We start from the raw sequence: 24,440 nt of genomic DNA on the forward strand, positions 1-24,440 counted from the left end.
CGGTCATACCTCGCCTCCCGCGCCAACGGAACCGCAATCTCTCCAATGGCTCCAACATCCCCCGCAAACCTCTCCACCAGATAAGTTCCCAACAAACTCAACACCAACGCATATCCATCCCAATCGCGCACCACCTGCCTTAGCGCCGCCGCCTCACCCCGCACACTCAACTTTTGCAACAACTCACACCCCTCCCCATCCGTCAACCGTTCCACATCCCGATGCACAAACGTCGTCAGATCGATCAGATCGAACAACGGCGCACGACTGGTCACCACACAAAACGCCTCATTCTCTCCCTTAGCCAAAGTTCGCAACCACTCCCGCAGATCGGGACTTTTCAGTAAGCCATAATCATCACCGCTCTCATGCTGCAACTCCTCCAAACCATCCAAAACAAACAGATAGCGCCCACCCTTCCGCAAGACTAAATTAATCAGGAAAATCTTCTCGCTTGCAGATTTACATAGACTTAGAGCATTCAAATCCCCTACAACGAAGTTAGCTAACGCTTCAAAAAACTCATCAATACCGCCATTCTCATAAAATCCCCACCAGAAAACCGCTTGCGGTTTGCGATTTGATGACAACACATTCGCCACCCACCGCCGCGCCACACTACTCTTACCCTCACCCCCAAACCCAATCAATTCCACAATCCGCCGCGCAGGATCGCCCCAATCCCCATCCAAAGCTTGCAACAATTCCACCCGTCCGACCCATTCATCCAAAAGCGGCGGCGCATTTACCAGTTTTTCCTTGAGAGTAGGCATGGCAATATTATTCGTCATTGGTGCTGTAGCGATCGGTGCGATTGCTACAGCAGTTACTGTATTTAAGGGCAATGAGATCGGTGGCAAAGCCAACACCCGCACATTCACCGCCCAAGCCGTATCCCGATCCTTCCCTGTCTCGTCAGGAAACCAAGTCTCTGAGACAATCCCCACCACGCGATCGCGCTCCAAATCCAGCACCGCAGCACCACTCATGCCACTATTGATCTGACTCGACTCCAACTGAATCGGATCGAGTTGTAAAACATAACCATTTGGCGGTTCCACATCCCCTAAAATTTCGCCTTTCGCAAACCCGCCTGAATATTTCTCTAACGGACGATAGCCATAACTCCGAAAGCGATTCCCTGTTGATTCATCTGCCCCATCAATTCGCGCAGGTTGCATCTTGTCTGGCAAGAAAAATGGAGCATTCTCATCACCCAATTGCAGCAACACCACATCATCATCGCAATCCTCAAAGCAGCCGATTACCCGTGCCAGCCATTTTTGACGCGATGGCGCGAAGTACGCTCCTATTTCCATACCTTGACAAACGCTCCCAGCCGCCGCCTTCACCACATGCACGCAAGTCACCGCCAAGCCATTTTCTGAAATCACAAACCCAGTGCCAATAATCTCTTCATTACTCACAGAGCGATGAATTTGCAGCGTAAACTCACGGGGATTTTGGATTTGAATGTTTGTCATGAGTATCAAATATCTGTAAGCAAAAGAAAACTAGAAAATGCCTAGATCCCCGACTTTTTGTGTGATTAGCACAGGTAATCTCTGACTGCAAAGAAAAAGTCGGGGATCTTAAATCTCTGCATCTTTACTTATCCTTGTCCCGATTCCAGACCAGCCTCACCTTAATACTGCCCTCAGCCCCAGCACTCGCCAAAAACGCACCCGCCTTAGCATCCAGCTTCACCGCAAACTCCACCTCCACCTGAGACGGCTTATTTGCCATCGTATCAAGCGTTGCGATCGTGCGATTTGCCATTAACCGAATTGTCCCCATCGCCGCATTTACAGCGTGCTGAGACTGAGCTACTACTTGCGCAGTTATCTCTTGAGGTGATAGCGATCGGCTGACTTGACCTACAGATCCGCCACTTCCCTTAAAATCCACCAAAATAATTTCGAGATTGTCTTCTGGCAAATCAGTCATGAGTTCTTCTAATTCTTGAAAGTTATTGCGATCGATTATATCGCTTTATTCTCATAATCTTCATAGCTTGATTGGTAAATATTTCATCTACTCACAGCTTTTTCCAAGATTTTTATGATTTGAATCTTCTTAAATATCGAACAAAATCTTGAGACATTTATCAATTTCAATTAGCATGACGATTAATTTTGGGGTGATTAGTTAGGCAATCGCCTACAATAGCGTTATTAGTAAGTTATAAATTTTGAATAACTATCAAGCTTATGACCACAGTAGAACTTCGCCATCAAATTGATGAATACATCGATAGCCTATCCCCTGAACGGCTCAGAGTAGCTGTAGATTTTTTGGCATATCTGGCAGAACGTGAAAGCCAAGAAGCAACTGACGAACTACTGAGGATTCCTAGATTTATGGACTCTTTAGAAAAAGCAGAAGCTAAAGTTTCCACAGGTAGCTATCGTAACTGGAGAGACATTCGCAGAGATGTATGAAGTCCGCCTGTCTCCTGAAGCCCAGAATTTTTACAACAAGACCTCACTTGCAACTGTCAAAAAGATTAATAAGTGTCTGCTAATTCTCGAACAAACTCCATACAACACCCAAACATTACTGCTTTGAGAGGAAATTTAACAGGACGCTATCGTTATCGCATTGGTGACTATCGAATAGTGTATCTAGTTGACGAAGACTCAAAAGTGGTATCTGTTACGCTCATTGCTCATCGCAGTAAGGTGTATGACGACTAATAGTCTGTTTGTTTTACCTACTTAATCTCCTGATTAACTTCTTGAAGCGCTAACTTGGGAAATAGAATCACAAAGAATCCCATCCATGCAGATATGGGAATCGCGACAAGAATCGATAACCAGACTATTTTAAACAATAGCCAACTACCACTAATAATCGAGATTCCAGTTAAGATAATTGTCCAAGGTTGACACCACCAAGGCTTATGATTCCAGACGCTATCAGGTTTTTCTAAAGACATTTTTTTGATTCCTATATTTTAGAAAAGGTCGTGCGAAGCACGACCTTTTTTTACATCCGTTCTAACACGCGAATACCGAGGAGATTTAAACCAAGCTTGAGAGTTTTGGCAGTGATATCACACAGACTTAGTCGTGAGATTCTCTCTGATTCCTCAGCTTGCAATACAGGGCATTGCTCAAAAAATTGATTGAACTTCTGGCTGAGTTCAAAGAGATATTGACAAAGACGATTTGGGAATAGTTCTTCAGAAACAGCATCGATCGCTTCGGCAAATTGCAACAAATGCTTAGCTAAGACAATCTCTGGCTCTTGCGTGAGCTTGATCGCATCAGCATCCAAACTAGCAAAATCAATCTCGCCTTTACGCCCGATTCCCTGCACCCGCACATAGGCATAGAGCATATAAGGTGCTGTGTTGCCTTGTAGGGCTAACATCTTATCAAAGCTGAAGATATAGTTGCTAGTGCGATTTTGCGACAGGTCGGCGTACTTCACTGCACCAAGTCCGACGGCTTCAGCGACATCTTGCTTGAATTCATCAGATGCTTCAGGGTTGCGGGTTTCGATATCAGCCCGTGCACGGGTGACCGCTTCTTCTAAGAGACTCTTGAGAGCGATCGTGTCACCCGATCGCGTTTTAAATTTTTTGCCATCGTCACCCATCACCAATCCAAATGGAACATGAGTAGTCTGCACAGTTTCAGGAATCCAATTCGCTCGCTTAGCAACTTGGAAGACTTGGGCGAAATGTCCCGACTGACCGATATCTGTCACATAAATGATGCGCGTGGCTCTGTCTTCACGAATGCGATAACGCAGGGCGGCGAGGTCGGTGGTCGCATAGTTATAGCCGCCATCAGTTTTCTGAACGATCAGGGGCAAGGGCTGACCATCTTTGTTACTGAATCCTTCTAAGAAAACACATAATGCGCCTTGATCTTCTTGGAGTAAGCCAGTTTTGCGTAAATCTGTGACGACATCAGACAAGAACTGATTATAAAAAGATTCGCCGCGTTCTTCTAATTGAATATTGAGGGTGTCATAGATCTTTTGGAACTCACGGCGTGATTGTTCGCAAAGCAGTTGCCATGCCAGTTTGGCTTCAGATCCTCCTGCTTGCAGTTCCACTACCGCAGCGCGAGAAATCTCTTTAAATTCTGCGTCTTCATCAAAGCGTTTTTTGGCGGCGCGATAGAGTTCTACTAAGTCGCCGATCGCGATCGCATCAGCTTTCGTCAACGCATCTGGATACACTTCGCGCAAATAGGTAATTAACATCCCAAATTGAGTCCCCCAGTCACCGACATGGTTGAGGCGCAGGACTTCATGTCCTTGAAATTCTAGAATCCGCGCAATGCTGTCACCGATAATCGTCGATCGCAAATGTCCGACATGCATTTCCTTGGCAATATTCGGACTTGAGAAATCGACGATGACGCGATCGGGCTTCTCGACCTTGGCGATCGCGAGGCGATCGCTTTTTTGCATTTTCGCTAATTGTGATTCTAGGTAGCTAAGTTTCAGTTTTAAGTTAATAAATCCTGCTCCTGCGATCGTCGGAGCCTCGAACATATCGTCAACTTGTAAATTTGCAATTATCTGTGCTGCGACATCTTGGGGCTTTTGTTTGAGCTTTTTGGTTAAGCCTAGAGCCGCATTGCATTGATAATCGCCAAATTTGGCATCTTTGGATGGGGCGACGGCTGGATCGTGGCTAGTATATTCCGCACCAAAGGCGGCTGCGATCGCCTTAGAAAAACGTATCTTTAAATCGGATAAAACGGAAGTGGTCATGGGTTAGTTGTCGCTTTTAGCCTAGGCAGATCAATATAGCGTTTTTTAAGATCTATTCAATATTATGATTCATGGTGCTACGTGCTTGCAGCGCTTTGCACTCAAAGCAAAGAACTAAAAAATTTAAAAGTGATGCTTCGCACCACTTTTAAATTTTTTAGTTCTTTGCTATCGAAAATTGCTGTAACCAAATCCAGAAGGCTGAGGGAACTACAAAAGCTCTTTTGACTTCTAAGTTTTGTAGATCCAAAATGCATAGACTGGGTTACTGTATCAGTAAAAAATTACATGAAAAATTCTAGGGTTAAGGCTTTCGGTCAAATTTTTAAGCAAATATGTTTGGGCGTTGGGGGTGCTGCGATCGCGCAATTATCTCTATTTACAAATCCCAGTTTTGCCGCGCCGAACAATATCACACTTAACGTTCATCCGACGGATTCGCGTGGAGCTTTTCCAATTTGTCCTACTCAGGTGAGTCTTACTCAAACACCGCGTCCCTATGCTGAGGGTGGTTATACTACCGATGGCTCAGCGTCGCTGGGTTGGTTTGCAAGGGAGTTTCGGGTTGAGAAAAGTGATGAGTTTAGTGTGACTTGGGTGGCGAAGTTGCAGATCAAGTATCACAACTGTAAGGCTACTGCTGGAATCACTAAGTATAACGGTGAGACGTTTGAAGGGCATTCATATTTGCGGATGAGGTTTGTTAATGACAAGGTTTATTTGATTTTGGATATGACAGGGATGAGTGATGCGAATGGGTTAACGCCTGTGATTTTGAATAAGGGTGTGAAAGATGGTAATCCGACATGGACATGGGGAGGTACAGATTAATGTCAATGTCATAGCAATCGGTTAACCTAAGATTAGCGATCGCCAAAACTTTAAAACGAGCATCATGACTTCAAGCGCACAAACTCACCCCACATTTTTACTCGTTGATGGACATTCCCTTGCCTTCAGAGCCTTTTATGCCTTTGGTAAACACCCAGAAGGCGGCTTGCGCACCTCGACAGGAATCCCCACGAGTATTTGTTTTGGCTTCTTGAAAGCATTGATCGAGATGCTAGATCGCGAAAAACCTGCTGCTGTTGCGATCGCCTTTGACCTCGCAGCACCCACATTTCGTCATGAGATTGACGATACTTATAAGGCAAATCGTTTGGAAACCCCTGAAAGTTTTATTCCCGATATGCAGAACTTACAAAGGGTTTTAGCAGCGATGAATCTGCCAGCGATTACCCAAGCAGGTTTTGAGGCGGATGATGTATTGGGAACTCTATCACAGGCGGCGAGTGCTGAGGGCTATACCGTCAAGATATTAAGTGGCGATCGCGATTTGTTTCAATTAATCGATATTGATAAGCGCATTTCAGTGCTGAACATCGGACAAAAAGATAAGATTGTTGAATATCATGCCGATCAAGTAAAAGAGCGGTTAGGGGTTTTACCTACGCAAGTCGTGGACTATAAAGCTCTCTGTGGTGATGCTTCTGACAATATCCCTGGAGTGCGGGGGATTGGCGAAAAAACGGCGATTAAATTAATAGAGGAATATGGCAGTTTAGAGAATGTTTTAGCGGCTGTACCAAGGATGAAGGGAGCCGTTAAAACTAAGCTAGAGCAAGGAATTGAAGCGGCAAAACATTCGCAATTTATGGCGACGATCAAAACCGATGTACCGCTGCCGATGGCGATCTCTGATTGTAAATTGACGGGTTTTGATACTGCCGAGTTAATCCCTTTATTAGAAGAGCTTGAGCTTAAAGCTTTTGTGAATAGAGTCGATCAGATTCAGGCAAAGTTGTCGGGAAATTATGAGAAGAAACCCTCACCCCCAGCCCCTCTCCCTCTGGGAGAGGGGAGTAAGACTTCTCAAAAGCAGGATAATGGCGAAGATGAGGAGTTGTGGTTTGACTTTGCTAAGCAAGAGGCAGATCGGGCGATCTCCGCTTCTGCATCGTTAAAGTTGGATGTACAGATTATTGATGCGATCGCAAAGTTAGAGCACTTAGTGGAAAATCTTCGCAGCACTAAACAGCCTGTGGCTTGGGATACGGAAACCTCGGCACTAAATCCCTTTGAAGCCGAATTAGTAGGAATTGGTTGTTGTTGGGGAGATTCAATTAGTGAGGTTGCCTATATTCCTTTAAGTCATAGTGAAGGACAAAATCTCAAATGGGAAGAGGTTAGAGAGATTCTTCGACCCATTCTTGAAGATGCTAGTTATCCGAAATATTTACAGAATGCCAAGTTTGATCGCTTAATGTTTAAGGCGGCGGGAATTGAGCTAGCAGGTGTGGTATTCGATACGATGATTGCTAGTTATGTCATCGATCCAGAAGCAAGTCATAAGCTCGATGATATGGCGATGAACTTACTCCAGATTCGCACTGTTAGTTATAAAACGCTAGTCGGTAAGCGCAAATCGATCGCAGAAGTTGCCATTCCTTTGGTTGCTCAATATTGCGGGATGGATACCTATCTTACTTATCACATTAGACCGATTCTGCAAGAGCAATTAACTGCGGTTCCCGAACTGTGGGATTTATTCCAAAATGTCGAGATGCCTCTAGAGCCAATCCTTGCGAAAATGGAATGGCGTGGTATTAGGATCGACAAAGAATATTTGAGTGTTTTCTCGCAGGAATTAGAAAAGGATTTAGATACTTTAGCGATCGCAGCCTATGCCCAAGCTGGCAAAGAATTTAACCTCAATTCACCTAAGCAATTGAGCGAAATTTTACTCGAATTATTAGGCGAGAAATTTATCAAGAAATCGCGTAAAAGTGCCACAGGCTATTCTACTGATGTGGCAGTTCTCAATAAATTAGAAGGCGATCATCCACTCATTGACACGATTCTCGAAAACCGTACACTTGCCAAGCTCAAATCCACCTATGTTGATGCTTTGCCATCGCTGATTCAGCCAAAAACTGGGCGCGTACATACAGATTTTAATCAAACTGTTGCCTCAACAGGACGTTTGAGTAGTTCTAATCCTAACTTGCAAAATATTCCCATTCGTACAGCTTTTAGTAAGCGGATTAGAGCTGGCTTTTTGCCAAAAGAAGATTGGATATTAATGGCAGCGGATTATTCGCAAATTGAACTGCGAATTCTTGCTCACTTGAGTCAAGAGCCTGAATTGATGAGGGCTTTTAATGCTGGTGAAGATGTGCATACTGTCACGGCGCAACTGCTCTTAGAGAAAGAAGAAGTAACTAGCGATGAGCGTCGTCTAGCGAAAATCATTAATTATGGTGTGATTTATGGCATGGGAGCGCAGAAATTTAGCCGTGATATCGGTGTGCCAGTAAAAGTTGCCAAGCAATTTATTGACAAATTCAATCAGCGCTACGCGAGGATTTCTGCTTACATGCAGGATGTAGAGTTTGAAGCAGAACGTGATGGCTATGTGAAAACAATATTAGGTAGGCGGCGTTATTTCGGCGGGCTTAGTCAGAGCGGTGGATATCAGAAGGCGGCTCTATTGCGATCGGCTGTTAATGCGCCCATACAGGGAACTAGTGCCGATATCATTAAAATTGCAATGTTGCATGTGGATGATCTTTTGCGAGGCTATCAAGCGCGATTGCTATTACAAGTCCATGATGAACTTGTATTTGAAGTACCACCTGATGAAGTTGCCGAATTACAGCCCAAAATCAAAGCAGCGATGGAATTAGCTGTAGAGCTTTCGGTAAAGCTGGAAGTGGACATTCACACAGGTAAAAATTGGATGGAAGCAAAATAAATCAATAAGAAGTAGTGCAAAGCACTACTTCTTATTGATTTATTTAGGAACTCATCGTCTTCTCAATACGGCGATCGGGTATCAGCCACATGATCGCCACTGCGACATACAACAAGAAAGCTAACCATGAATTCACTATGGAAAGTAGAACCGCTACAGCATAAATCACCAGCGATATCTTGCCTTTAAAATCTCTACCGATCGCGATCGCTAGTGTGGATTCTTTACCATGATGAGAAATAAGCACACGACTAAGAATGTAATAAGCGATCGCTGACATTAAAAGCACGATCCCATAGAACGCAACAGTCACAGGGGCAAAGAAATTTTCACCTGTCCATGCGGTGACAAAGGGAATTAGCGATAGCCAGAATAGCAGATGCATGTTAGCCCACAATATCTTCCCATTGACTTGTCTAACTGCCTGTAACATGTGGTGGTGATTGTTCCAATAGATTCCTAGATAAATAAAGCTGAGTACATAGCTCAGAAATACTGGAATTAATGGACGTAATGCAGCTAAGTCTGCTTCATGTGGCACTTTCAATTCCAACACCATGATGGTAATAATAATAGCAATCACACCATCACTAAATGCTTCTAATCTACCTTTATGCATTGATATATATGCTCCTTTGGGGCTTAGTTCAAATCTACAGCCATTTGCTTTCAAACTCGCCACAAATAAGCATATAAAACCCATTGCTGGACTTTGCCCTGCGACCCTTTTTGTGGTTGGTTCGATCGATAACTGCTGTAAGATAGTTCCAATAATAGATCGAGCAAATGACAAGCAAACTAATTTGTAAGCGATCGCTTACAAATTAGTTTGGATTGTTGCTATAGCTCCCAAAAAGCTTTTTTCTTTTTGGATTTAGTTTTTGGCTGCTCCCAAAATTGAGGTGTATATGGCTTAGATGAAACTGATTCCTCGATTTCTTCTGGGTTAAAACAAGCCCACCATGACATATTTTTATGGATATTATCTAATGATTTTCTAGATAGATTTTCTCTGAGCCGAGCAAGACATGTTTCTACATCGTCTTCCTCCAATATCTTCTCAATTGTTTCAAGATCAGTCCACATCTCTTCAATTAGTCCCTTGTCAAAAGCCTCCTTAATCTTATCCATCAACTCTTCAGGATAAAGGTCGCAGATGTCACAAACTAGTTGGCTATGAAAAGATGAATCTTCAGGAGCCTCATCACCCGTAAGCAATCCACCAAAGAAAGACAATGCATCTTCTCTAGTAATCATGCCTTCAACTACTGCATATACCATTGCAGTCAGTGCTGAACCACGACTAAATTCATAGGCATTTTTGTTTTGAATAAGACTTTTAATTCCTTCAAGCGAGCCTCCACAAGTTCGCAGTAAAATGACTGGCAAATCTTCTGTGGTTGTATCGCCAAACAGATCGTTTGGAAGAGGAACTGGTAAACTGAATAAATCAACAATTACCTGATGAGCTTTAGGTTCTTTAAAATGTCCCAGCAGCATCAAGGCATAGATATATGCAAAATAATCGACATCTTCTGCATATTTTTGTGGATCTTCTCTGACTTTTTCAAGAATCGCAATGAGATGAGGAGTGATTTCTTCTTTGTTGCTTAAAGCAGCTTCAACATGCTCGTGCTTATATTCACCATCATATATTTCAAATCCAGCCAAAATTTCATTTATATTCATTTGATTTGCCTCAAATAATTTTTATAATTTGTAATGCTAAATTGTATGAGATAGCTAAGATTTTATCCACCTTATTTTTAGCCTCTGTTGAATAGACGATCGCTGATAGCAATTGGCTAAGGCTATAATTGCACCAAAAGCCTTGTGTCAAAAGCAGCTTTCAATGTCATGAGAAGTTTAAGCGATTTGAATCAATGAAAATTAATGCCAATCTATCTATAGAACTCCTTACCTACTATCGCCAGATTAGTACAGAGCTATTCACGGTAGTTGACTTAGAGACAACAGGAGGAAAAGGCGATCGCGATCGCATTATCGAAATTTCTGTTCTTCAAGCCACACTCAAAGACGGAATTCAGCAAATATCTACTGACCTAATCAATCCTCAAATCCAGATTCCTGAACAAATAGTCAGATTTACAGGCATCTCGCAGGATATGGTTGCTGATGTTGATGTCAGCGATCGGATTTTGCCCAAATATTTGCCAATGCTACAATCTGGCGTTCTTGTTGCTCACAATATTGGCTTTGACTATTCTTTTCTCAAAGCTGAATATCAAAGACTAGGCACTGAATTTATCGCTCCTCAACAACTTTGCACCGTCAAGCTATCAAGGCTATTATTGCCACATTTACCATCGCGATCGCTGCCTAAGTTAGTCAAACATTATGACTTTAATGTTGGTAAGTCGCATCGAGCCGAATCCGATGCGATCGCTTGTTGGTTACTTCTAGAAAAGCTATTGACTCAACTACTCAGGGCAAAGGATGATGAAATCTTGAATCTATTTGGGCAACAATGGCTCTCTGGAGAAGATATAGCCGTGATTTTGCAACTTCCTCTTTGTCAAGTTGAAGAGCTTTTGGCAGACCCCGCAATCAAATCAAGGTTTTCAAGCCGTAGACAAATTAATCTATATCAGCGTAAAAATGTTGAAGTTCTAGCGAATAAAATTACTCCATTTCCATTCTAAAATTGATGGTATGAAGCCTCGCTTCATACCATCAATTTTAGACCCATAGCCATTGTTAAACCAAAAGAGAGTTGTGGGGCTTCGCTCCACAACTCTCTTTTGGTTTCGATACTAAACAAACCAATTCTCTAACCTTTGGAACTGGCGCGATCGCACAATGACAATAAACAAAAATGCAGGAATTAAAAATAGTTGCAAAAGAACTCGGAACGCTAATAAAGCATAGGTTAAAGAAACCAGCCCTAAACTTGCCTGATAGGACACGATCGCAACTAGCGACAATACAGCAACAATCAGAACAGTCATTGTCTTTGCATTTGGCTTTTGCCAATTCAAACGCAAAGGCTGACGCAACCAATGCACAAGCCAGCGACCGCCTCGCGTTCCCCAATGCAAAAATAGACTTGGAAAAATTAGTTCAGGTAGAAATAAGAGAGAGAGTTGCCAACTAGGAACCAAACCATTGCTATACACAGGAAACATCGCCGCATTAAATTCTTGTACACGGGAATAAGTCAGTGCAATCGGCAGGTAGACAATAAATTGGGGTAGACCCAGAAAATAGCTAGGACGAACCAGTAAGTCACCAATCCGAATTACTACTGACTCGATCGCATAGGCAATCAGAAACGCACCGATATATAGTCCAAATGATCGAAAGAAAGACGAGATCGCTCGTTGGACTCTAACTGCATAGGTTGCCACTGGCAAAAGAACAGCACAGAGCAAAATGCTACTGGTCGCGGTGCGGGAGGGAATGCTGCCATTTGCTCCCAAATAGATGAGTATGCTCACGATCGCAATTACCCCAAAAGCCAGTAAACGAGGCGATCGCAAACCCGATACATCTCGCAGTCCATAACCCACAGTGAGGATACTACCGACAAAAATGCAAAACCAACCGAGCATCACCTGTGGCATCGTCAGGGAGATCGCTTGTTTGGGAATTTGTAAAGACTGTATTGCCCAAGTCACTGCTTCTTGAATCAGCGTTGGATCGAAGGGTTCGGTTAAATGATCAGCAGTTGCAGAAATCACTAATTGTCTTGCTGTTCCCTTGAGGAAATCTCCTTTAATAGAGAACTCTGAAATTGTCTCTCCTGTGGCTTGTTGTAACATTTCGCGCATATCAGCAGGGGTATGAAACTCCTCATACAAGCCAATACCCATAAACAAATTAGCGGGTAAGCTCTTGGTCACATCTGCATTCATGCCCAAATCGAGAGTGACGCGAATTTTGGGGCTGTTCATCGCCAAGGCGATCGCTGTGCTTGCTCCCATCGAGTGTCCGCCAATCCCCAATCGTTGCAGATCGAAGCGATCGGGATGTTTACTGACATACGCCATAACTGCCTGAGCGTCTTGCAGATTTTCCTCCTCACTATGGTTACGCCGATAGGATTCACCAAATCCACCCGAATCAAAGGTAAGTGCAGCTATACCATGTCTGGCTAACTCCACCGCCAAAGGTTCCATCATTTCCTTACTAGAACTCACCCCATGCCATAACATGATCGTTGGGTAGGGAGTTGATGTTTGCACTGGCTGGAAAAGTTTACCCACTAGGACGCGATCGCGATCGAGGTCAATACGAATAGTTTCAGTTTTGATGCTGTAGGGAGAAAATGTAAAGTGCAACCATAGACCTACAGCCAAAACCAACAAGCTCAAAACCAACCCTAGCCAATTTTTTAAGATAGACAGGCGATCGGTAAAGGTCATGGTTATATTTTTGCTTGGTATTAAAAGGGGGTAACTAGTTAGGAATTGAGCTTTTAGCTAAGAACTTGAGTTCTTGGCTAAAAGCTCAATTCCACTTCAGTGGACTACAGAATATTTCAATTAACCCGTTTCAACGGGTTTTAGCCATTAGCCCGCACTTGAGTGCAGGGCTTTTGCTAGTATCTGTTGGTTTGGTGCAAGATAGTTGCTTGCGGTCTGACAATCAGCCTGAATTTGAGATTTGAGAGCATCAAGAGAATCAAATTTCTTTTCAGGGCGAATAAATCTGATTAAGTTTACACTTAGTTCCAGATCGTAGAGATCGCCTTGCCAGTCAAATAAATGTACTTCGACCGATCGCAGATCGCCATTCACAGTTGGACGCAATCCAATATTCATTACACCTAGTATTTGAGATTGCGTTTGCGATTGTGTTGCTGCATCAGGATGATTGATAGTTGCTTGGACAGCATAAACTCCATCACGCGGCAAACACTTTTGTGTCGGTAGTTCTAAATTTGCAGTCGGGAACCCAATTGTGCGGCCTAATTGCTTGCCTTGCACAACTCTGCCAACAAGGTTGTAAGGACGACCAAGCAACGAGTTGGCTAAATCAATTTCACCTTGAGCTAAGGCTGTCCGAATATTCGAGCTACTGATGCGCACGGGCGGCTGATCTAGATCTCCGAAACTCATCGTTTGCTCTGGAATCACCGTCAGGCGATCGCCCCAAATATTTTGCAGATCGGTGATATTGCCTTGACGTTTCTGCCCAAAGTGAAAATCAAAACCGACGCTAATTAATTCGACTTGGAGGGAGTCAATTAAAATTTTCTGGATAAATTCGGTGGCGGTTAGTTTGGCAAGATCGGCATTAAAGGGCAGTAAGACTAGCTGCTCGACACCGAGAGACTTGAGCAAGGCTACTTTTTCATCAAATGGTGCGAGTAGCGATCGCGATTTTTGGCTAAAAAATTCTTGGGGATGCGGCGAAAAGGAAACGACCGTACTTGTTAAATTGCGATCGCGATCGCGCAAAGATATCGGCAAAATTGGCGCAATCACACGACGGTGTCCCACATGTACGCCATCAAAGTTACCAAGGGCGATCGCAGTGGGACGAGAAATTTGGGTTGGGTCAAATATTACTCTCACGCTTAACATTTTGACATAATTGAAACCAAAAATAGTAGCTACATAGTCATATTGCATTGCTATAGTCAAATGAAAATCTTCATAAGATATGGAAAATCATTTCTAGTTCGCGATCGCTACTAAGTTACGACCATTTTTCTTGGCTGCATATAGTGCATGATCGGCAGCCGTAATTAAGCTTTCCACTGAATTCCCATGCTGACGGATTACTGCTATTCCTAAACTAATTGTGATTTGAATATTTGATGGCGTGGGATTTGTCTCTACATAAGAGCGTAATCGCTCAGCAAGCTCATGGGCTTGATCGAGCGTCGTATCGGGCAACAAAATCAAAAACTCTTCGCCTCCCCAACGACTGGCTGAATCAGCTTTCCGCATCTTGGTTTGCAATATTTGGGCAAGATGGATGAGAACCATATCACCGCCATCATGCCCGTAGACATCATTAACACGCTTAAAGAAGTCTACATCAATCAAAATAATCGCAAATGTGCGATCGCTACGGTAAAACTGATTCATGGCAATCTCAAGCTGATGCATCATCGCTCGGCGATTGAGCAAATGCGTCAACACATCAGTATTCGCTGCAACCTTCAAATCATAGTAAAGTCTCTGACAGACCATCATGATAAATCCAGTCGTCAATAAAAATGTGAATAAAAACGCCACGACCAAGGTGTAAGCATTTATATCATTAGAAGCAAATAGCTGTTCTGGCGGATTTCTCACTAAACCGACAATTCTGGCGACTAATGACATTGATAAAGCGATCGTGACACTCGCCATGAATCTAGATGATCCAATAAAACTCTTATGGGGCGTAGTCAGTAAGCAGTAAGTGGATATTGTATAGATAATTATTTGAAAAACTGTTTGATTAATAGTTTTAAAGACAAAAACATCCTTGAAGATCAAGAAATACAACTGAACACCAAGAAACAAAAGATTAATTATGAATAGGTAATGGAGTTTAATCTTTTTGTCTGTAAATTGAGAAACACCGACACAAGAAATGGAAGTGCCAACTAAAAGGAAAATACCCGCTAGAACTAATGTGAAGGAGAGAGGGAAGCCCTTACTTAAGCTGATTAGAAAGCCCGTTGTTGTAAAAGCCCTGCCTATCGCGTAGGTTTTGATTCCCCGATATTGATTTACTAACAAGCTTAAGAAACCTAGTATTAATACTTGCAAAGTTGCATCAATACCTAGCATGAAGGTCATTGTCTGAATATCAAAATTTACCAAGTTTGTAAACATTGCATCAAATACTGGATTTGTTCGTGGGTATGACTTGTCATCAGAGTGAGCCGAATGCGCGGAGTCGGGACAGTGGGCGGACGGATCGCAGGAGCAAAGATTCCATTTTCGCGTAAATTTGTTGCCATTTTTAGAGTTTGAGCAATATCACCCATCTCGATCGCAATTATTGGTGAATCAAACGCGATCGCCTGAATACCTAAACTTTGTAAACCCTGTTTAAAGAATCTCACAATTTGCCAAAGCTGCTGACGAAGAGTGTTTTCTGACTTGACGATGTTAATCGCTGCGATCGCTGCGCCCGTATCCGCAGGCGAAAGCCCCGTAGTATAAATCCAAGTAGCCGCCCGATTGCGTAAAAAATCAATGAGTTTAGCCGAACCCGCCACATAGCCGCCCAAACTTCCCAAAGCTTTGCTCAGAGTTCCCACTTGGATTAAATCCTGCTGAATTCCTAGCGCCTGAGTTAAGCCACCACCGCGATCGCCAAATACTCCCGTGCCATGCGCTTCATCGACTAATACCATGCAGTCATATTGGTTGGCTAAGTCCATGATTTCCCGCAAGGTCGCCAAGTCACCATCCATACTAAATACGCTATCAGTCGTAATCAGACAACGGCGATATTTAGCACGATTTGCTTGTAGTTTAGCGGTGAGATCTGTCAAATTCAAATGTTGATAATCGATCGCAGTTGCACCACTGAGTAAGCCGCCCTTTTTCAAACAAGAGTGATTATATTCATCCCCCAAAATCAAATCTCGCTGTCCCACAATTGCCGCGATCGCGCCCAAATTAGCCAAATAACCAGAGCTAAAAACTAGGGCATCTTCTGTATTCTTAAGATCTGCGATCGCCGTTTCTAATTCTTCATGCAAAGCGAGATGACCCGTAACTAAGCGCGATCCAGTCGAGCCAGTGCCGTACATTTCGGTAGCGGCAATAGCAGCATCAATCAATCTGCGATCGCCTGCTAGCCCCAAATAGTTATTACTAGCAAACATCAACATCTCGCGTCCATCAATGGTGGCGATCGTCCCTGCTTTGCTACTTATAGTTTGCGTAGAGCGATACCAGTTAGCTTTATGAATCGAGTCTAAAGAGCGATCGAGCCAGTCGTAGGGCGTAGATATGGGTTCAATCTTCACACTTCTTTACAAATCAGTTTAAAATTGACTAATAGGATCTGAATAGCTTTAGGCTAACTAATCCCCGCAATCTATTATTTATGATTTAGGTTTAAAGATGACAGTTGCTTATCCCCATAAATTTCGCGGTCAACTGAGCGCTGAAGACATTCTCGACAATGTTGTACGTCAGCGCGAAGTTCACATGACAACATTAAATCGCTATCGCTTTAGCGAACAACGTAGCTGCAAAGATTTGACTGGACTGATTGAACTCCTGAATGGCAAGCCTCGCGATTTGATTCAAGACCTTTCCCATCATGTTTCTGACGAAGCGCGTCATGCGATGTGGTTGACCGATTTGCTCTATGAGCTTGGTGAAGAAATCGGTACACCTGATGGGAATTTGTATATCGATGAATTTACTCGCTTGAGTAAGTATGAACCTTCGGCAAATCCTGAAGATATTGTCATCGATGCTTTGGCGGGAATTAATGTTGCCGAAAAGCGTGGTTGTGAATATTTCGCTGCTCATATTCGCTCTCTCAAGAAAGCGGAACAGACTGACGAGAACATCAAAATTCGCGAAACCATTGAGAAGATTCTTCCTGAAGAGGCGGCTCATGTACGTTGGGGTAATCGCAAGCTAGCTGAGATTAGCAAAAAGAGTGAAGCTCATCGTACTAAGGTTGAGGTGGCTAAGCGCAAATATGTAGCGATCGAGCAAGCAGCTTTTGAGTCAGGAATGGATGTTCTTGCTGGTGCAGAAGTACGCCGTCTTGAAAATTTGTTGAAGATTTCCGAGACTCTTCCGCTATGGGAACGTCCTCAATACTTGCTCAATCAACTTCCTGAGACTTTGTTCTCGACAGAGTTACAGAAGACTAGAATCGATATCTTCAAAAAAGCATGGGATAAAGATCCTTCTTCTTTTGTGGAGAAGTTCATTCCAATGTTCTTTAATGCCAATCTTAAAGAGACTGCTAGCAAGGCAGTAAACCATTAACAACTCTAACAGGCAAGGGGCTTAAGCCCCTTGTTCGCTTTAAAGCTTCTAAGTTTGCTAATATTTTATATAGATAAATTTTTGGCATTAACAAGGTTTAGCTAATGGCTGATCGCATTGAAAATTTGGCAGCCTTTGTGGCTTTTGTCACGGCAAATATTAAGGGGAGCGAGAAAAGTGAGGCGCAAACTTTTTTAGATCGATTTTTTCAGGCGTTTGGTCATTGCGGCGTGTTGGAGTCGGGGGCGCGGTATGAGGAGGTAATCAAAAACAGTAGCAAGACAGGGAAAACGGGTTTTGCAGATTTGGTTTGGGATGGGCGGATCTTGATCGAGATGAAGAGTCGGGGTGTGGACTTACGCGATCGCAATATTTGGGAGCAAGCTGGGCGTTACTATTTGCGCTTAAAAAAGGAGAATCGTCCGCGCTATGTGATGTTTTGCAATTTTGATGAGTTTCATATTTACGATTTTGATAATCAGTCCGATGAACCCGTTGATGTGATTCGTTTAGAAGAATTACCAAAATGCGAATCTGCTTTTACATTTATGCGTGGCAGTAAGACTACGCCCCTATTTCGGAATAATCAAACGTTGCTGACCGAGAAGGCGGCGCGGCGGTTGGGGGATTTGTATAATGCTTTGATTGAGCGAGGGAGCGATCGCCGATGGCGCGAATATTCAGAGTTACAGGCGCAACGTTTTGTATTGCAATGTGTGTTAGCGATGTTTGCGGAAGATTTGGATCTGTTGCCTGATAATTTGTTTACTCGATGTGTGAAGGATTGCATCGACAATAAGCTGAGTTCTTTTGATGTTTTGGGTGGCTTGTTTCAGGCGATGAATACGATGGGCGTAACGCCTGCGGGTCGCTATCAGGATGTGCAGTATTTTAATGGTGGTTTGTTTAAGGAAATCCATCCGATTGAATTGGAAATAGGTGAGTTAAGGATTTTAGAAACTGCGGCGGGTGCGGATTGGTCAAAGGTGCGTCCTTCAATTTTTGGGAATATTTTTGAGGGTGCTTTTCAGTCTGATGAGGGCAAGAAAAAGCGTCACGCGCATGGGATTCATTTCACTTCTGAGGGGGATATTAAGCGGATTGTGTTACCAACGATCGCAGATTATTGGCGCGATCGCATTAATTCGGCAAATACTTTAACGGAGTTACAATCTTTACATGAGGAGTTGAGCGAGTACAAGATTCTCGATCCTGCCTGTGGTTCGGGCAATTTCTTGTATGTGGCTTATCAGGAGTTGAAGTCGGTGGAGTTTGATTTGTTGCAACGTTTGCAGGGACTTGATCCGACGCGAGAATTTACGGCTTTGGTGACTCCACAGCAATTTTTTGGAATGGATATTAATTCGTTTGCGGTGGAGTTGGCGAAGGTGACGCTGATGATCGGGCGTGGTGTGGCGATCAGGAAGTTAAATCTGCCTGAGTCTTCTTTGCCTTTGGATACGTTGGATCAGAATATAGTTTGTACGGATGCTTTGTTTACGGATTGGGTTAAGACTGACGCGATTATTGGGAATCCACCATTTTTGGGTGGAAATCGTATCAGGCTTGAGTTAGGAGATGATTATGCAAAAAGGGTTTTTGAAAAATTCTCAGATGTTAAATCACAAGTAGATTTTTGCAGCTATTGGTTTCGCTTAGCACATGATAACCTTGCAAAAAATGGCAGGGCAGGTTTAGTTGCGACTAATACTATTAGCCAAGGAAATAGTAGAGTTTGTTCTTTAGATTATATTGTCCAAAATGGAGGATTTATTCATGATGCAGTTTCTACTCAGTCTTGGTCTGGAGAAGCTGCTGTTTATGTAAGCATTGTAAATTGGTCGTATATCAAACCAAATAAACTTTATCTTGATAATCAAATTGTCAGTTCTATTAATTCATCTCTAAGCCAACTTATTAGTGTTTGTGATGCTTCAAGATTAAAAGCAAATCTAAATATTTGTTTTGAAGGAGCGAAGCCTAATGCAAAAGGTTTTGTTATAACTGAAGTTCAGTCTCATGATTGGATTAAAGCAGATCCTAAAAATACAACTGTAGTTAAACCATTTCTTGATGCTGGCGATCTTGCTAGATCTCCTAATGGATATCCAAGTAGATGGGTTATTGATTTTTCAAATCTACCAATAGAAGGGGCAAGTGAGTACCTATTACCATTTGAGCATACTAAAAAATTTGTTAAACCTGAACGTGAAAATAATCGAGAAGAGATTCTCAGAGAAAAATGGTGGCGTTTTAAGAGAACTCATGAAGCATTGAGAACAGCTATAGCTCCTTTAAATATATATTTTGCTGTTCCTGCTCATTCTAAGTGGTTTATTTTTCTGCCTTGTGACTCGACTTGGCTACCCAATAACTCTACTAAAGTAGTTGCCTCTAATGATTTTTATGAATTGGGAGTTTTGACGTCAAAAGTACATCGTCAATGGGTAAAAGTGCAAAGTTCTACATTAGAAGATCGAACTCGTTACACCCATAATTCTTGTTTTGAAACCTTCCCATTCCCACAACTCGATCCCAATACCTCAACCAAAGCAAAACAATCCATTGAGAAAATTCGCACCACTATGCAAGAACTCCATCAATACCGCAGTCAACAAATGGAAAGCAAACAATGGGGCATCACCAAACTCTATAACGCCTACTTCCACGAACCCGCCAGCCAACTCTACAAACTCCATGCCAAACTTGATAAACTCGTCATGCAAGCCTACGGATTTAGCGAAGATGACGACATCCTCAGCAAATTGCTGGAGCTAAATCTGCAACTAGCAGAACGCGAAAAGCAGGGCTTACCCGTTATCGGTGCGCGAGGTTAGATAATTTTTAACTTTTGGGAGATCATCTATGTTCTAACAATATATAATCATCGACTAAAATTGAGAAAATATGACTGACAATAAAAAATATCGTATCCAGTTAGAAGGACAATACAAAGCACTAGACGAGCATCTCCAAAAACTAGCTAAAGAAAGAGAGAAACCAATTGAAAATCAAGATTTAGGCTTAATTGCTCATTGGGAGAAAACAGTAGCAAATTGTCATAATCAAATTGCAAAATTAGAGCGGAGACTTAAGAAATGAACAATATATACAAACAACCCATCGATCGCCTAAAGCGTCATATGGCAGAATATCAACCTCAACTCAAACGAGCGATCGCTGCGATCGCTATTTTAGAAAATACTGATCCAGAATCCGATGAGTTTTGCAATGCTCTTGCAGAGCTTCATGTCTGCTCAACGATACTAGAGCCATATTCTGAAGGAATGTTAGAAGCGATCGACCAGTTTACTGAAGACTCTGTTGCTGAAGAAAAATGATAAATAGGAAATTATTAGTCATTGTTAATCCTTAGCTTTATTCCTAAACTCATTTTGTCTCTTTAGCCCTAAAGCTAAATCTTCTTTCGAGGTTTTAGCTTTTAAGTCAATCCATAAGTATTACTTAGCGATTTGCGAAACTCCCTTAACATCGAACTTGTGCCAATCTTAATCGCTCGACTAACAAGCTGCGGAATCAGCGTCTTGATTGACATATCTGGGAAAAGCAAACTGCTATCAGACTCAAGATAATGTCCATCGGTCAGCAGAAAAATCTTCAAGTCCTCATCTCGATAAATCCAAACCTCAGGGACAGCGATCGCTTCATAAGCAGAAAGTAATGTCTTAGAAGTCACATCTGACTCGATCGCTAGTTCAGGTGGAGGATAAATATCTACATCAATCCTTCCTTCACAGTTTCGCACAGCCGCAGAGTTAGAAATATAAAAGCAAGTATCAGGTTCCACATCCGCCAACCCATGCTTTTGGAAAGTCGTTGAACCAAAGTCTTCCCAATCTTTTCCCTGTGCATCTAGAATTGCGGTTACAACATAGCCAGCAATACGATGGGGACGTTCATGTCTAGCTAATGGTGACATAATTTCTAAAGTGCCATTGTGATACGCAATGCGCGTTTGCCGATCTTCACCTAGCTCATCAAGGATGTTTTCGCAATCATTCCAACTAAGAGATTGAATTGCAATTGCACTTCCATGCCGTAAATCAATAGATTTGATGGGAATAGTTACAGTCACTTGCTATCTTCTCCCGATAAATATGGCTTTAAATCTGTCCATATCTATACATAACAACATTTTACCAGATATTCAAACTAGTGAGTTCAAACTGATCCAGACGTTTTATCCCAATCCTCAAAATGACGTTGCCATTTTGAGGATTGATATTATTCTTCAAACTGCCAACGATCTTGAGATGCGGCTTCGTCGAAAAAGCGTTTAGGGCGAAGCGTTAGGGTGATTTTGCCCAATAGCTTCACCTCTGGTGAAGATTCAAACCATGCAAACTTGAGGTTCCCATCTTCATCAGCGATCGCAAAATAGCCATTTTCATCCCAATCCTGTTGGGCGCGATCCACTAGTACTAAAATATCTTCAGCGCGATCGCGAATTGAACTAACCACTTCTTCTTGCGCGATCGCAGCTTGCAAAGTATCTGTATTACAAGAAACGATCACGCCATCTTCCGCTTCATGTACTACAAACCATCCTGGGAGAGTTGCCCATGTGGATTCACTAGAGGAATGCACAATCCCAAAAGGTTCAATCTCATTAGCAGAGGAAACTGATTTGAACTGATCAATTGACATTGGCAAAGTTCCAACGACAGGCAAAATGCGAGGGATACTATCTTCGGCATCGTAACGGAAGTTAGGCAGCTTGGGAGCTTTCTTTTTGGTGGGGTTTGCCATGTCGGTGAGTAGACGTTCGATCGCCGATCTTGCCTTTTCACTATGAGCAAAACGTAATCCTCTCGCAATCAATCTAGTTCGTTCCTGCGGATCGATTTTACCCTGAGCAGCTTTCAGGACTTGCAATACCACTGCATCCCCAGGGTGGCGAGTAAATCCTTCGGGCAAATTTGCCACAGAGGAAGCTTCTTTAATCGCCTTGACGACATCTTTGGCTTCCAAAACATCAAGATTCTTCTCAAGGGCAAAAGTTGCCATTGTCACTCTCTCAGCTTGATTGAGTACACGCAACTCATTGAGGATGTCACTTCCCTTTTGTTCAAAATGAGCAAGGACAATATCAACAGCATTGCCTGCCTGTAGGCTGGCATAGACTTGTGAAGCAACGACAATCTGATTTTGTTGAACTGGCTCAAAACCCGTGTTTTCAAAAATTGCAAGGGAATTCTCTCCCATTTTTTGCAGCATTTGGCAAGCAATTCCCCACTGCACCCAAGTTCCCTCTTTATGGCGTAAGAGTTTTAAAAGTCCTTCAGAGTCGGTGGGAAGTGTGGCTACTGGGGTTGGCATAGTTGTAACTGGAAGTAAATTAGAAATGAGAGCGATCGCATTGCTCTGCCATATAACATTTATATCATCTCACCTTAGAGGCTTGATCCCCCAGCCACACAAATAGCCAAGAACCCAAGTTTTTGGCTAAAAGCTCAAGTCATCTAAAGATGACTAAATAAAATCAACTCGTTTCAACCTGTTTCAACGGGTTCTAAGACCATGACCCTGCACTCAAGTCAGGCTATGGTTTTGAACCCATTCAAGAATTATATGACACTTAAAATTTTGTTTAAAGCTCTAAGTGTCTAGCCCCCTAAATCCCCCAATTCTGGGGGACTTAAATATGGTTCCCCCCAGAATTGGGGGGCTAGGGGGGCAAAAACTACAACTCTTAAATGGGTTCTTAAGCTGCAACTTGCTTGTGATTGTTTTTATGTTCTCGCATCGAGTTCACAAAACGCTCGAATAAATAATCAGCATCATGTGGCCCTGGGCTAGCTTCTGGGTGATATTGCACCGAGAAGATTGGCAAGGTTTTATGTTCTAGCCCTGCTACAGTGCGATCGTTGAGGTTGATATGAGTCAACATCGCGGGAGACTCATCAAAGGATTCACCTGTGAGTGCAAACCCATGATTTTGGCTAGTGATTTCCACGCGGCGATCGGCGTTTTCGGCTTGGTTTTGGGCAGGTTGATTGAGTCCACGATGTCCAAACTTGAGCTTGAAGGTGTCGCCACCCATGGATAAGCCAAGAATCTGATGTCCTAAGCAAATACCAAACATGGGTTTATCAGAAGCTAGCAGGGCTTTAGCGGTTTCAATGCCTTGAGTGACGGCGGCGGGATCTCCAGGGCCATTAGACAGAAAGATCCCATCAGGATTGTAGGAGAGAATCTTTTCGGCGGGGGTGTCGGCTGGGACGACGATCACGCGGCAGCCGTAGCTAGCAAGACGACGCAAGATATTCCGCTTGACACCGAAGTCGATCGCAACTACTGTCAGCGCTTCCCCAGTTAACTTAGTTGGCTCGATGAATTCCCATTCAGGTAAGGTTTTGTCAGCCCATTCATAAATGCAATTAGTCGAAGCTGCTTGAGCGAGGTTTTGACCTTGCATCGAAGGAGCCGCTTTTACCTGCGCTAATAAGACTTCAGGGTCAAGAATTTCCGTAGAGATACCGCCATTCATTGCACCCAGCGATCGCAACTTGCGGGTAAGTGCGCGAGTATCAATCCCTGCAATACCGACAACATTATGTGCCTTGAGGTAATCAGGCAGAGACTGACGCGATCGCCAATTACTAGGCACAGCCGTAATGTTACGCGCAATTACACCACGAACCTGTGGGCGATCGGACTCATCATCTTCGGGGGTTACGCCTGTATTGCCAAGTTCAGGGCAGGTAAAAGTTACAATTTGACCTCGGTAGCTGGGATCGGTCATTACCTCTTGGTAGCCAGTCATACCTGTATTAAATACTACTTCGCCGATCGCAGTTCCAGATGCGCCAAACGCATAGCCACGGTAACAAGTACCATCCGCCAAGACCAAAATCGCTGCTTGCTTTGTTGCCATATCTTCAAATACTCGTTCGTTGCTGTCCACTATTCAGATACTTATTTTGGACACTAGCGAACATTCTAAACGTTATCTAGGTCACAAGATCAAAAAAGAAGGCTTGCAATGCAAGCCTTCTTTT

General features: G+C 43.1%; 22 protein-coding genes. 9 read left to right on the forward strand and 13 right to left on the reverse strand.

Annotated elements, in window-relative coordinates; translation table 11 throughout:
- Both APA_RS22940 and APA_RS22945 read right to left on the reverse strand, forming a co-directional pair.
- On the reverse strand, positions 1–1,484 hold a 1,484-nt coding region (locus APA_RS22940; RefSeq protein WP_201324545.1), incomplete at its 3' end, for a serine protease.
- A 124-nt stretch (positions 1,485–1,608) separates the two neighbouring features.
- A complete protein-coding gene (locus APA_RS22945; RefSeq protein WP_201324546.1) occupies positions 1,609–1,947 on the reverse strand; it encodes a CU044_2847 family protein in 339 nt (112 codons plus the stop codon).
- A gap of 263 nt (positions 1,948–2,210) precedes the next feature.
- On the opposite strand from APA_RS22945, the gene APA_RS22950 reads away from it, so the two are divergent.
- Both APA_RS22950 and APA_RS22955 read left to right on the forward strand, forming a co-directional pair.
- Positions 2,211–2,441: a hypothetical protein gene (locus APA_RS22950; protein WP_201324547.1), complete on the forward strand. Its 231-nt coding sequence runs from the start codon at positions 2,211–2,213 to the stop codon at positions 2,439–2,441.
- Between the two features lie 72 nt (positions 2,442–2,513).
- Positions 2,514–2,696, forward strand: a complete 183-nt coding sequence (locus APA_RS22955; protein ID WP_201324548.1) for a type II toxin-antitoxin system RelE/ParE family toxin — start codon at positions 2,514–2,516, stop codon at positions 2,694–2,696.
- A gap of 17 nt (positions 2,697–2,713) precedes the next feature.
- Here the strand turns inward: APA_RS22955 and APA_RS22960 are convergent, their stop codons facing one another.
- Both APA_RS22960 and argS read right to left on the reverse strand, forming a co-directional pair.
- Positions 2,714–2,938 (reverse strand): DUF6737 family protein, encoded by a 225-nt coding sequence (locus APA_RS22960; RefSeq protein ID WP_201324549.1) that lies wholly within the window; start codon positions 2,936–2,938, stop codon positions 2,714–2,716.
- 50 nt (positions 2,939–2,988) lie between these two features.
- Entirely contained in the window at positions 2,989–4,734 is a 1,746-nt protein-coding gene (gene argS, locus APA_RS22965) for an arginine--tRNA ligase (RefSeq protein WP_201324550.1), read from the reverse strand.
- Between the two features lie 288 nt (positions 4,735–5,022).
- Between argS and APA_RS22970 the strand changes: the two genes are divergently transcribed.
- A complete protein-coding gene (locus APA_RS22970; RefSeq protein WP_201324551.1) occupies positions 5,023–5,565 on the forward strand; it encodes a hypothetical protein in 543 nt (180 codons plus the stop codon).
- A 64-nt stretch (positions 5,566–5,629) separates the two neighbouring features.
- Complete coding sequence (gene polA / locus APA_RS22975) at positions 5,630–8,488, forward strand: DNA polymerase I (protein WP_201324552.1); 2,859 nt, start codon at positions 5,630–5,632, stop codon at positions 8,486–8,488.
- Between the two features lie 43 nt (positions 8,489–8,531).
- Here the strand turns inward: polA and APA_RS22980 are convergent, their stop codons facing one another.
- Together APA_RS22980 and APA_RS22985 are read right to left on the reverse strand one after the other, a co-directional pair.
- Entirely contained in the window at positions 8,532–9,107 is a 576-nt protein-coding gene (locus APA_RS22980; RefSeq protein WP_201324553.1) for a TMEM175 family protein, read from the reverse strand.
- A 221-nt stretch (positions 9,108–9,328) separates the two neighbouring features.
- A complete protein-coding gene (locus tag APA_RS22985; RefSeq protein WP_201324554.1) occupies positions 9,329–10,177 on the reverse strand; it encodes a DUF1186 domain-containing protein in 849 nt (282 codons plus the stop codon).
- 194 nt (positions 10,178–10,371) lie between these two features.
- Here APA_RS22985 and APA_RS22990 point away from each other — a divergent pair, with 194 nt between their 5' ends.
- Positions 10,372–11,151: a PolC-type DNA polymerase III gene (locus APA_RS22990; RefSeq protein WP_201324555.1), complete on the forward strand. Its 780-nt coding sequence runs from the start codon at positions 10,372–10,374 to the stop codon at positions 11,149–11,151.
- Between the two features lie 111 nt (positions 11,152–11,262).
- Here APA_RS22990 and APA_RS22995 read toward each other — a convergent pair whose 3' ends face one another.
- The 4 genes from APA_RS22995 to bioF form a co-directional block, all read right to left on the reverse strand.
- Positions 11,263–12,873 carry an alpha/beta hydrolase gene (locus APA_RS22995; RefSeq protein ID WP_201324556.1) on the reverse strand — a complete coding sequence of 537 codons (1,611 nt, stop codon included), beginning with the start codon at positions 12,871–12,873 and terminating at the stop codon, positions 11,263–11,265.
- A gap of 147 nt (positions 12,874–13,020) precedes the next feature.
- Positions 13,021–14,085 (reverse strand): bifunctional riboflavin kinase/FAD synthetase, encoded by a 1,065-nt coding sequence (locus APA_RS23000; RefSeq protein ID WP_236579998.1) that lies wholly within the window; start codon positions 14,083–14,085, stop codon positions 13,021–13,023.
- 45 nt (positions 14,086–14,130) lie between these two features.
- Positions 14,131–15,285, reverse strand: coding sequence for a GGDEF domain-containing protein (locus APA_RS23005; protein ID WP_201324557.1), 1,155 nt, complete (start codon positions 15,283–15,285; stop codon positions 14,131–14,133).
- Positions 15,267–16,418: an 8-amino-7-oxononanoate synthase gene (gene bioF, locus APA_RS23010; protein WP_201324585.1), complete on the reverse strand. Its 1,152-nt coding sequence runs from the start codon at positions 16,416–16,418 to the stop codon at positions 15,267–15,269. The genes APA_RS23005 and bioF overlap by 19 nt, the downstream gene beginning before the upstream one ends.
- A gap of 112 nt (positions 16,419–16,530) precedes the next feature.
- Here bioF and APA_RS23015 point away from each other — a divergent pair, with 112 nt between their 5' ends.
- The 4 genes from APA_RS23015 (at position 16,531) to APA_RS23030 (ending at position 20,759) form a co-directional block, all read left to right on the forward strand.
- On the forward strand, positions 16,531–17,418 hold the full coding sequence (locus APA_RS23015; RefSeq protein WP_201324558.1) for a DUF455 domain-containing protein: 888 nt from the start codon (positions 16,531–16,533) through the stop codon (positions 17,416–17,418).
- A 104-nt stretch (positions 17,419–17,522) separates the two neighbouring features.
- The gene (locus APA_RS23020; protein WP_201324559.1) at positions 17,523–20,255 is read left to right on the forward strand and encodes a DNA methyltransferase; all 2,733 of its coding nucleotides are present in this window, start codon (positions 17,523–17,525) and stop codon (positions 20,253–20,255) included.
- A 70-nt stretch (positions 20,256–20,325) separates the two neighbouring features.
- Entirely contained in the window at positions 20,326–20,520 is a 195-nt protein-coding gene (locus tag APA_RS23025; protein ID WP_201324560.1) for a hypothetical protein, read from the forward strand.
- On the forward strand, positions 20,517–20,759 hold the full coding sequence (locus APA_RS23030; protein WP_201324561.1) for a hypothetical protein: 243 nt from the start codon (positions 20,517–20,519) through the stop codon (positions 20,757–20,759). The genes APA_RS23025 and APA_RS23030 overlap by 4 nt, the downstream gene beginning before the upstream one ends.
- A 101-nt stretch (positions 20,760–20,860) precedes the next feature.
- Here APA_RS23030 and APA_RS23035 read toward each other — a convergent pair whose 3' ends face one another.
- From APA_RS23035 to carA, 3 genes are all read right to left on the reverse strand, one after another.
- On the reverse strand, positions 20,861–21,514 hold the full coding sequence (locus tag APA_RS23035; protein ID WP_201324562.1) for a Uma2 family endonuclease: 654 nt from the start codon (positions 21,512–21,514) through the stop codon (positions 20,861–20,863).
- A gap of 149 nt (positions 21,515–21,663) precedes the next feature.
- A complete protein-coding gene (locus APA_RS23040; RefSeq protein ID WP_201324563.1) occupies positions 21,664–22,758 on the reverse strand; it encodes a RuBisCO accumulation factor 1 in 1,095 nt (364 codons plus the stop codon).
- A gap of 385 nt (positions 22,759–23,143) precedes the next feature.
- Complete coding sequence (gene carA / locus APA_RS23045; RefSeq protein WP_201324564.1) at positions 23,144–24,316, reverse strand: glutamine-hydrolyzing carbamoyl-phosphate synthase small subunit; 1,173 nt, start codon at positions 24,314–24,316, stop codon at positions 23,144–23,146.
- Positions 24,317–24,440 lie beyond the last annotated feature (124 nt).

The organism is Pseudanabaena sp. lw0831, from assembly GCF_016584665.1.
Classification (GTDB): Bacteria; Cyanobacteriota; Cyanobacteriia; order Pseudanabaenales; family Pseudanabaenaceae; genus Pseudanabaena.

Coding starts and splice junctions, on each gene's coding strand:
- APA_RS22945 (WP_201324546.1), bottom strand. CDS start 1,947: ATGACTGATTTGCCAGAAGACAATCTCGAAATTATTTTGGTGGATTTT.
- APA_RS22950 (WP_201324547.1), top strand. CDS start 2,211: ATGACCACAGTAGAACTTCGCCATCAAATTGATGAATACATCGATAGC.
- APA_RS22960 (WP_201324549.1), bottom strand. CDS start 2,938: ATGTCTTTAGAAAAACCTGATAGCGTCTGGAATCATAAGCCTTGGTGG.
- argS (WP_201324550.1), bottom strand. CDS start 4,734: ATGACCACTTCCGTTTTATCCGATTTAAAGATACGTTTTTCTAAGGCG.
- APA_RS22970 (WP_201324551.1), top strand. CDS start 5,023: ATGAAAAATTCTAGGGTTAAGGCTTTCGGTCAAATTTTTAAGCAAATA.
- polA (WP_201324552.1), top strand. CDS start 5,630: ATGACTTCAAGCGCACAAACTCACCCCACATTTTTACTCGTTGATGGA.
- APA_RS22980 (WP_201324553.1), bottom strand. CDS start 9,107: ATGCATAAAGGTAGATTAGAAGCATTTAGTGATGGTGTGATTGCTATT.
- APA_RS22985 (WP_201324554.1), bottom strand. CDS start 10,177: ATGAATATAAATGAAATTTTGGCTGGATTTGAAATATATGATGGTGAA.
- APA_RS22990 (WP_201324555.1), top strand. CDS start 10,372: ATGAAAATTAATGCCAATCTATCTATAGAACTCCTTACCTACTATCGC.
- APA_RS22995 (WP_201324556.1), bottom strand. CDS start 12,873: ATGACCTTTACCGATCGCCTGTCTATCTTAAAAAATTGGCTAGGGTTG.
- APA_RS23000 (WP_236579998.1), bottom strand. CDS start 14,085: ATGCAATATGACTATGTAGCTACTATTTTTGGTTTCAATTATGTCAAA.
- APA_RS23005 (WP_201324557.1), bottom strand. CDS start 15,285: ATGTTTACAAACTTGGTAAATTTTGATATTCAGACAATGACCTTCATG.
- APA_RS23015 (WP_201324558.1), top strand. CDS start 16,531: ATGACAGTTGCTTATCCCCATAAATTTCGCGGTCAACTGAGCGCTGAA.
- APA_RS23020 (WP_201324559.1), top strand. CDS start 17,523: ATGGCTGATCGCATTGAAAATTTGGCAGCCTTTGTGGCTTTTGTCACG.
- APA_RS23025 (WP_201324560.1), top strand. CDS start 20,326: ATGACTGACAATAAAAAATATCGTATCCAGTTAGAAGGACAATACAAA.
- APA_RS23030 (WP_201324561.1), top strand. CDS start 20,517: ATGAACAATATATACAAACAACCCATCGATCGCCTAAAGCGTCATATG.
- APA_RS23040 (WP_201324563.1), bottom strand. CDS start 22,758: ATGCCAACCCCAGTAGCCACACTTCCCACCGACTCTGAAGGACTTTTA.
- carA (WP_201324564.1), bottom strand. CDS start 24,316: ATGGCAACAAAGCAAGCAGCGATTTTGGTCTTGGCGGATGGTACTTGT.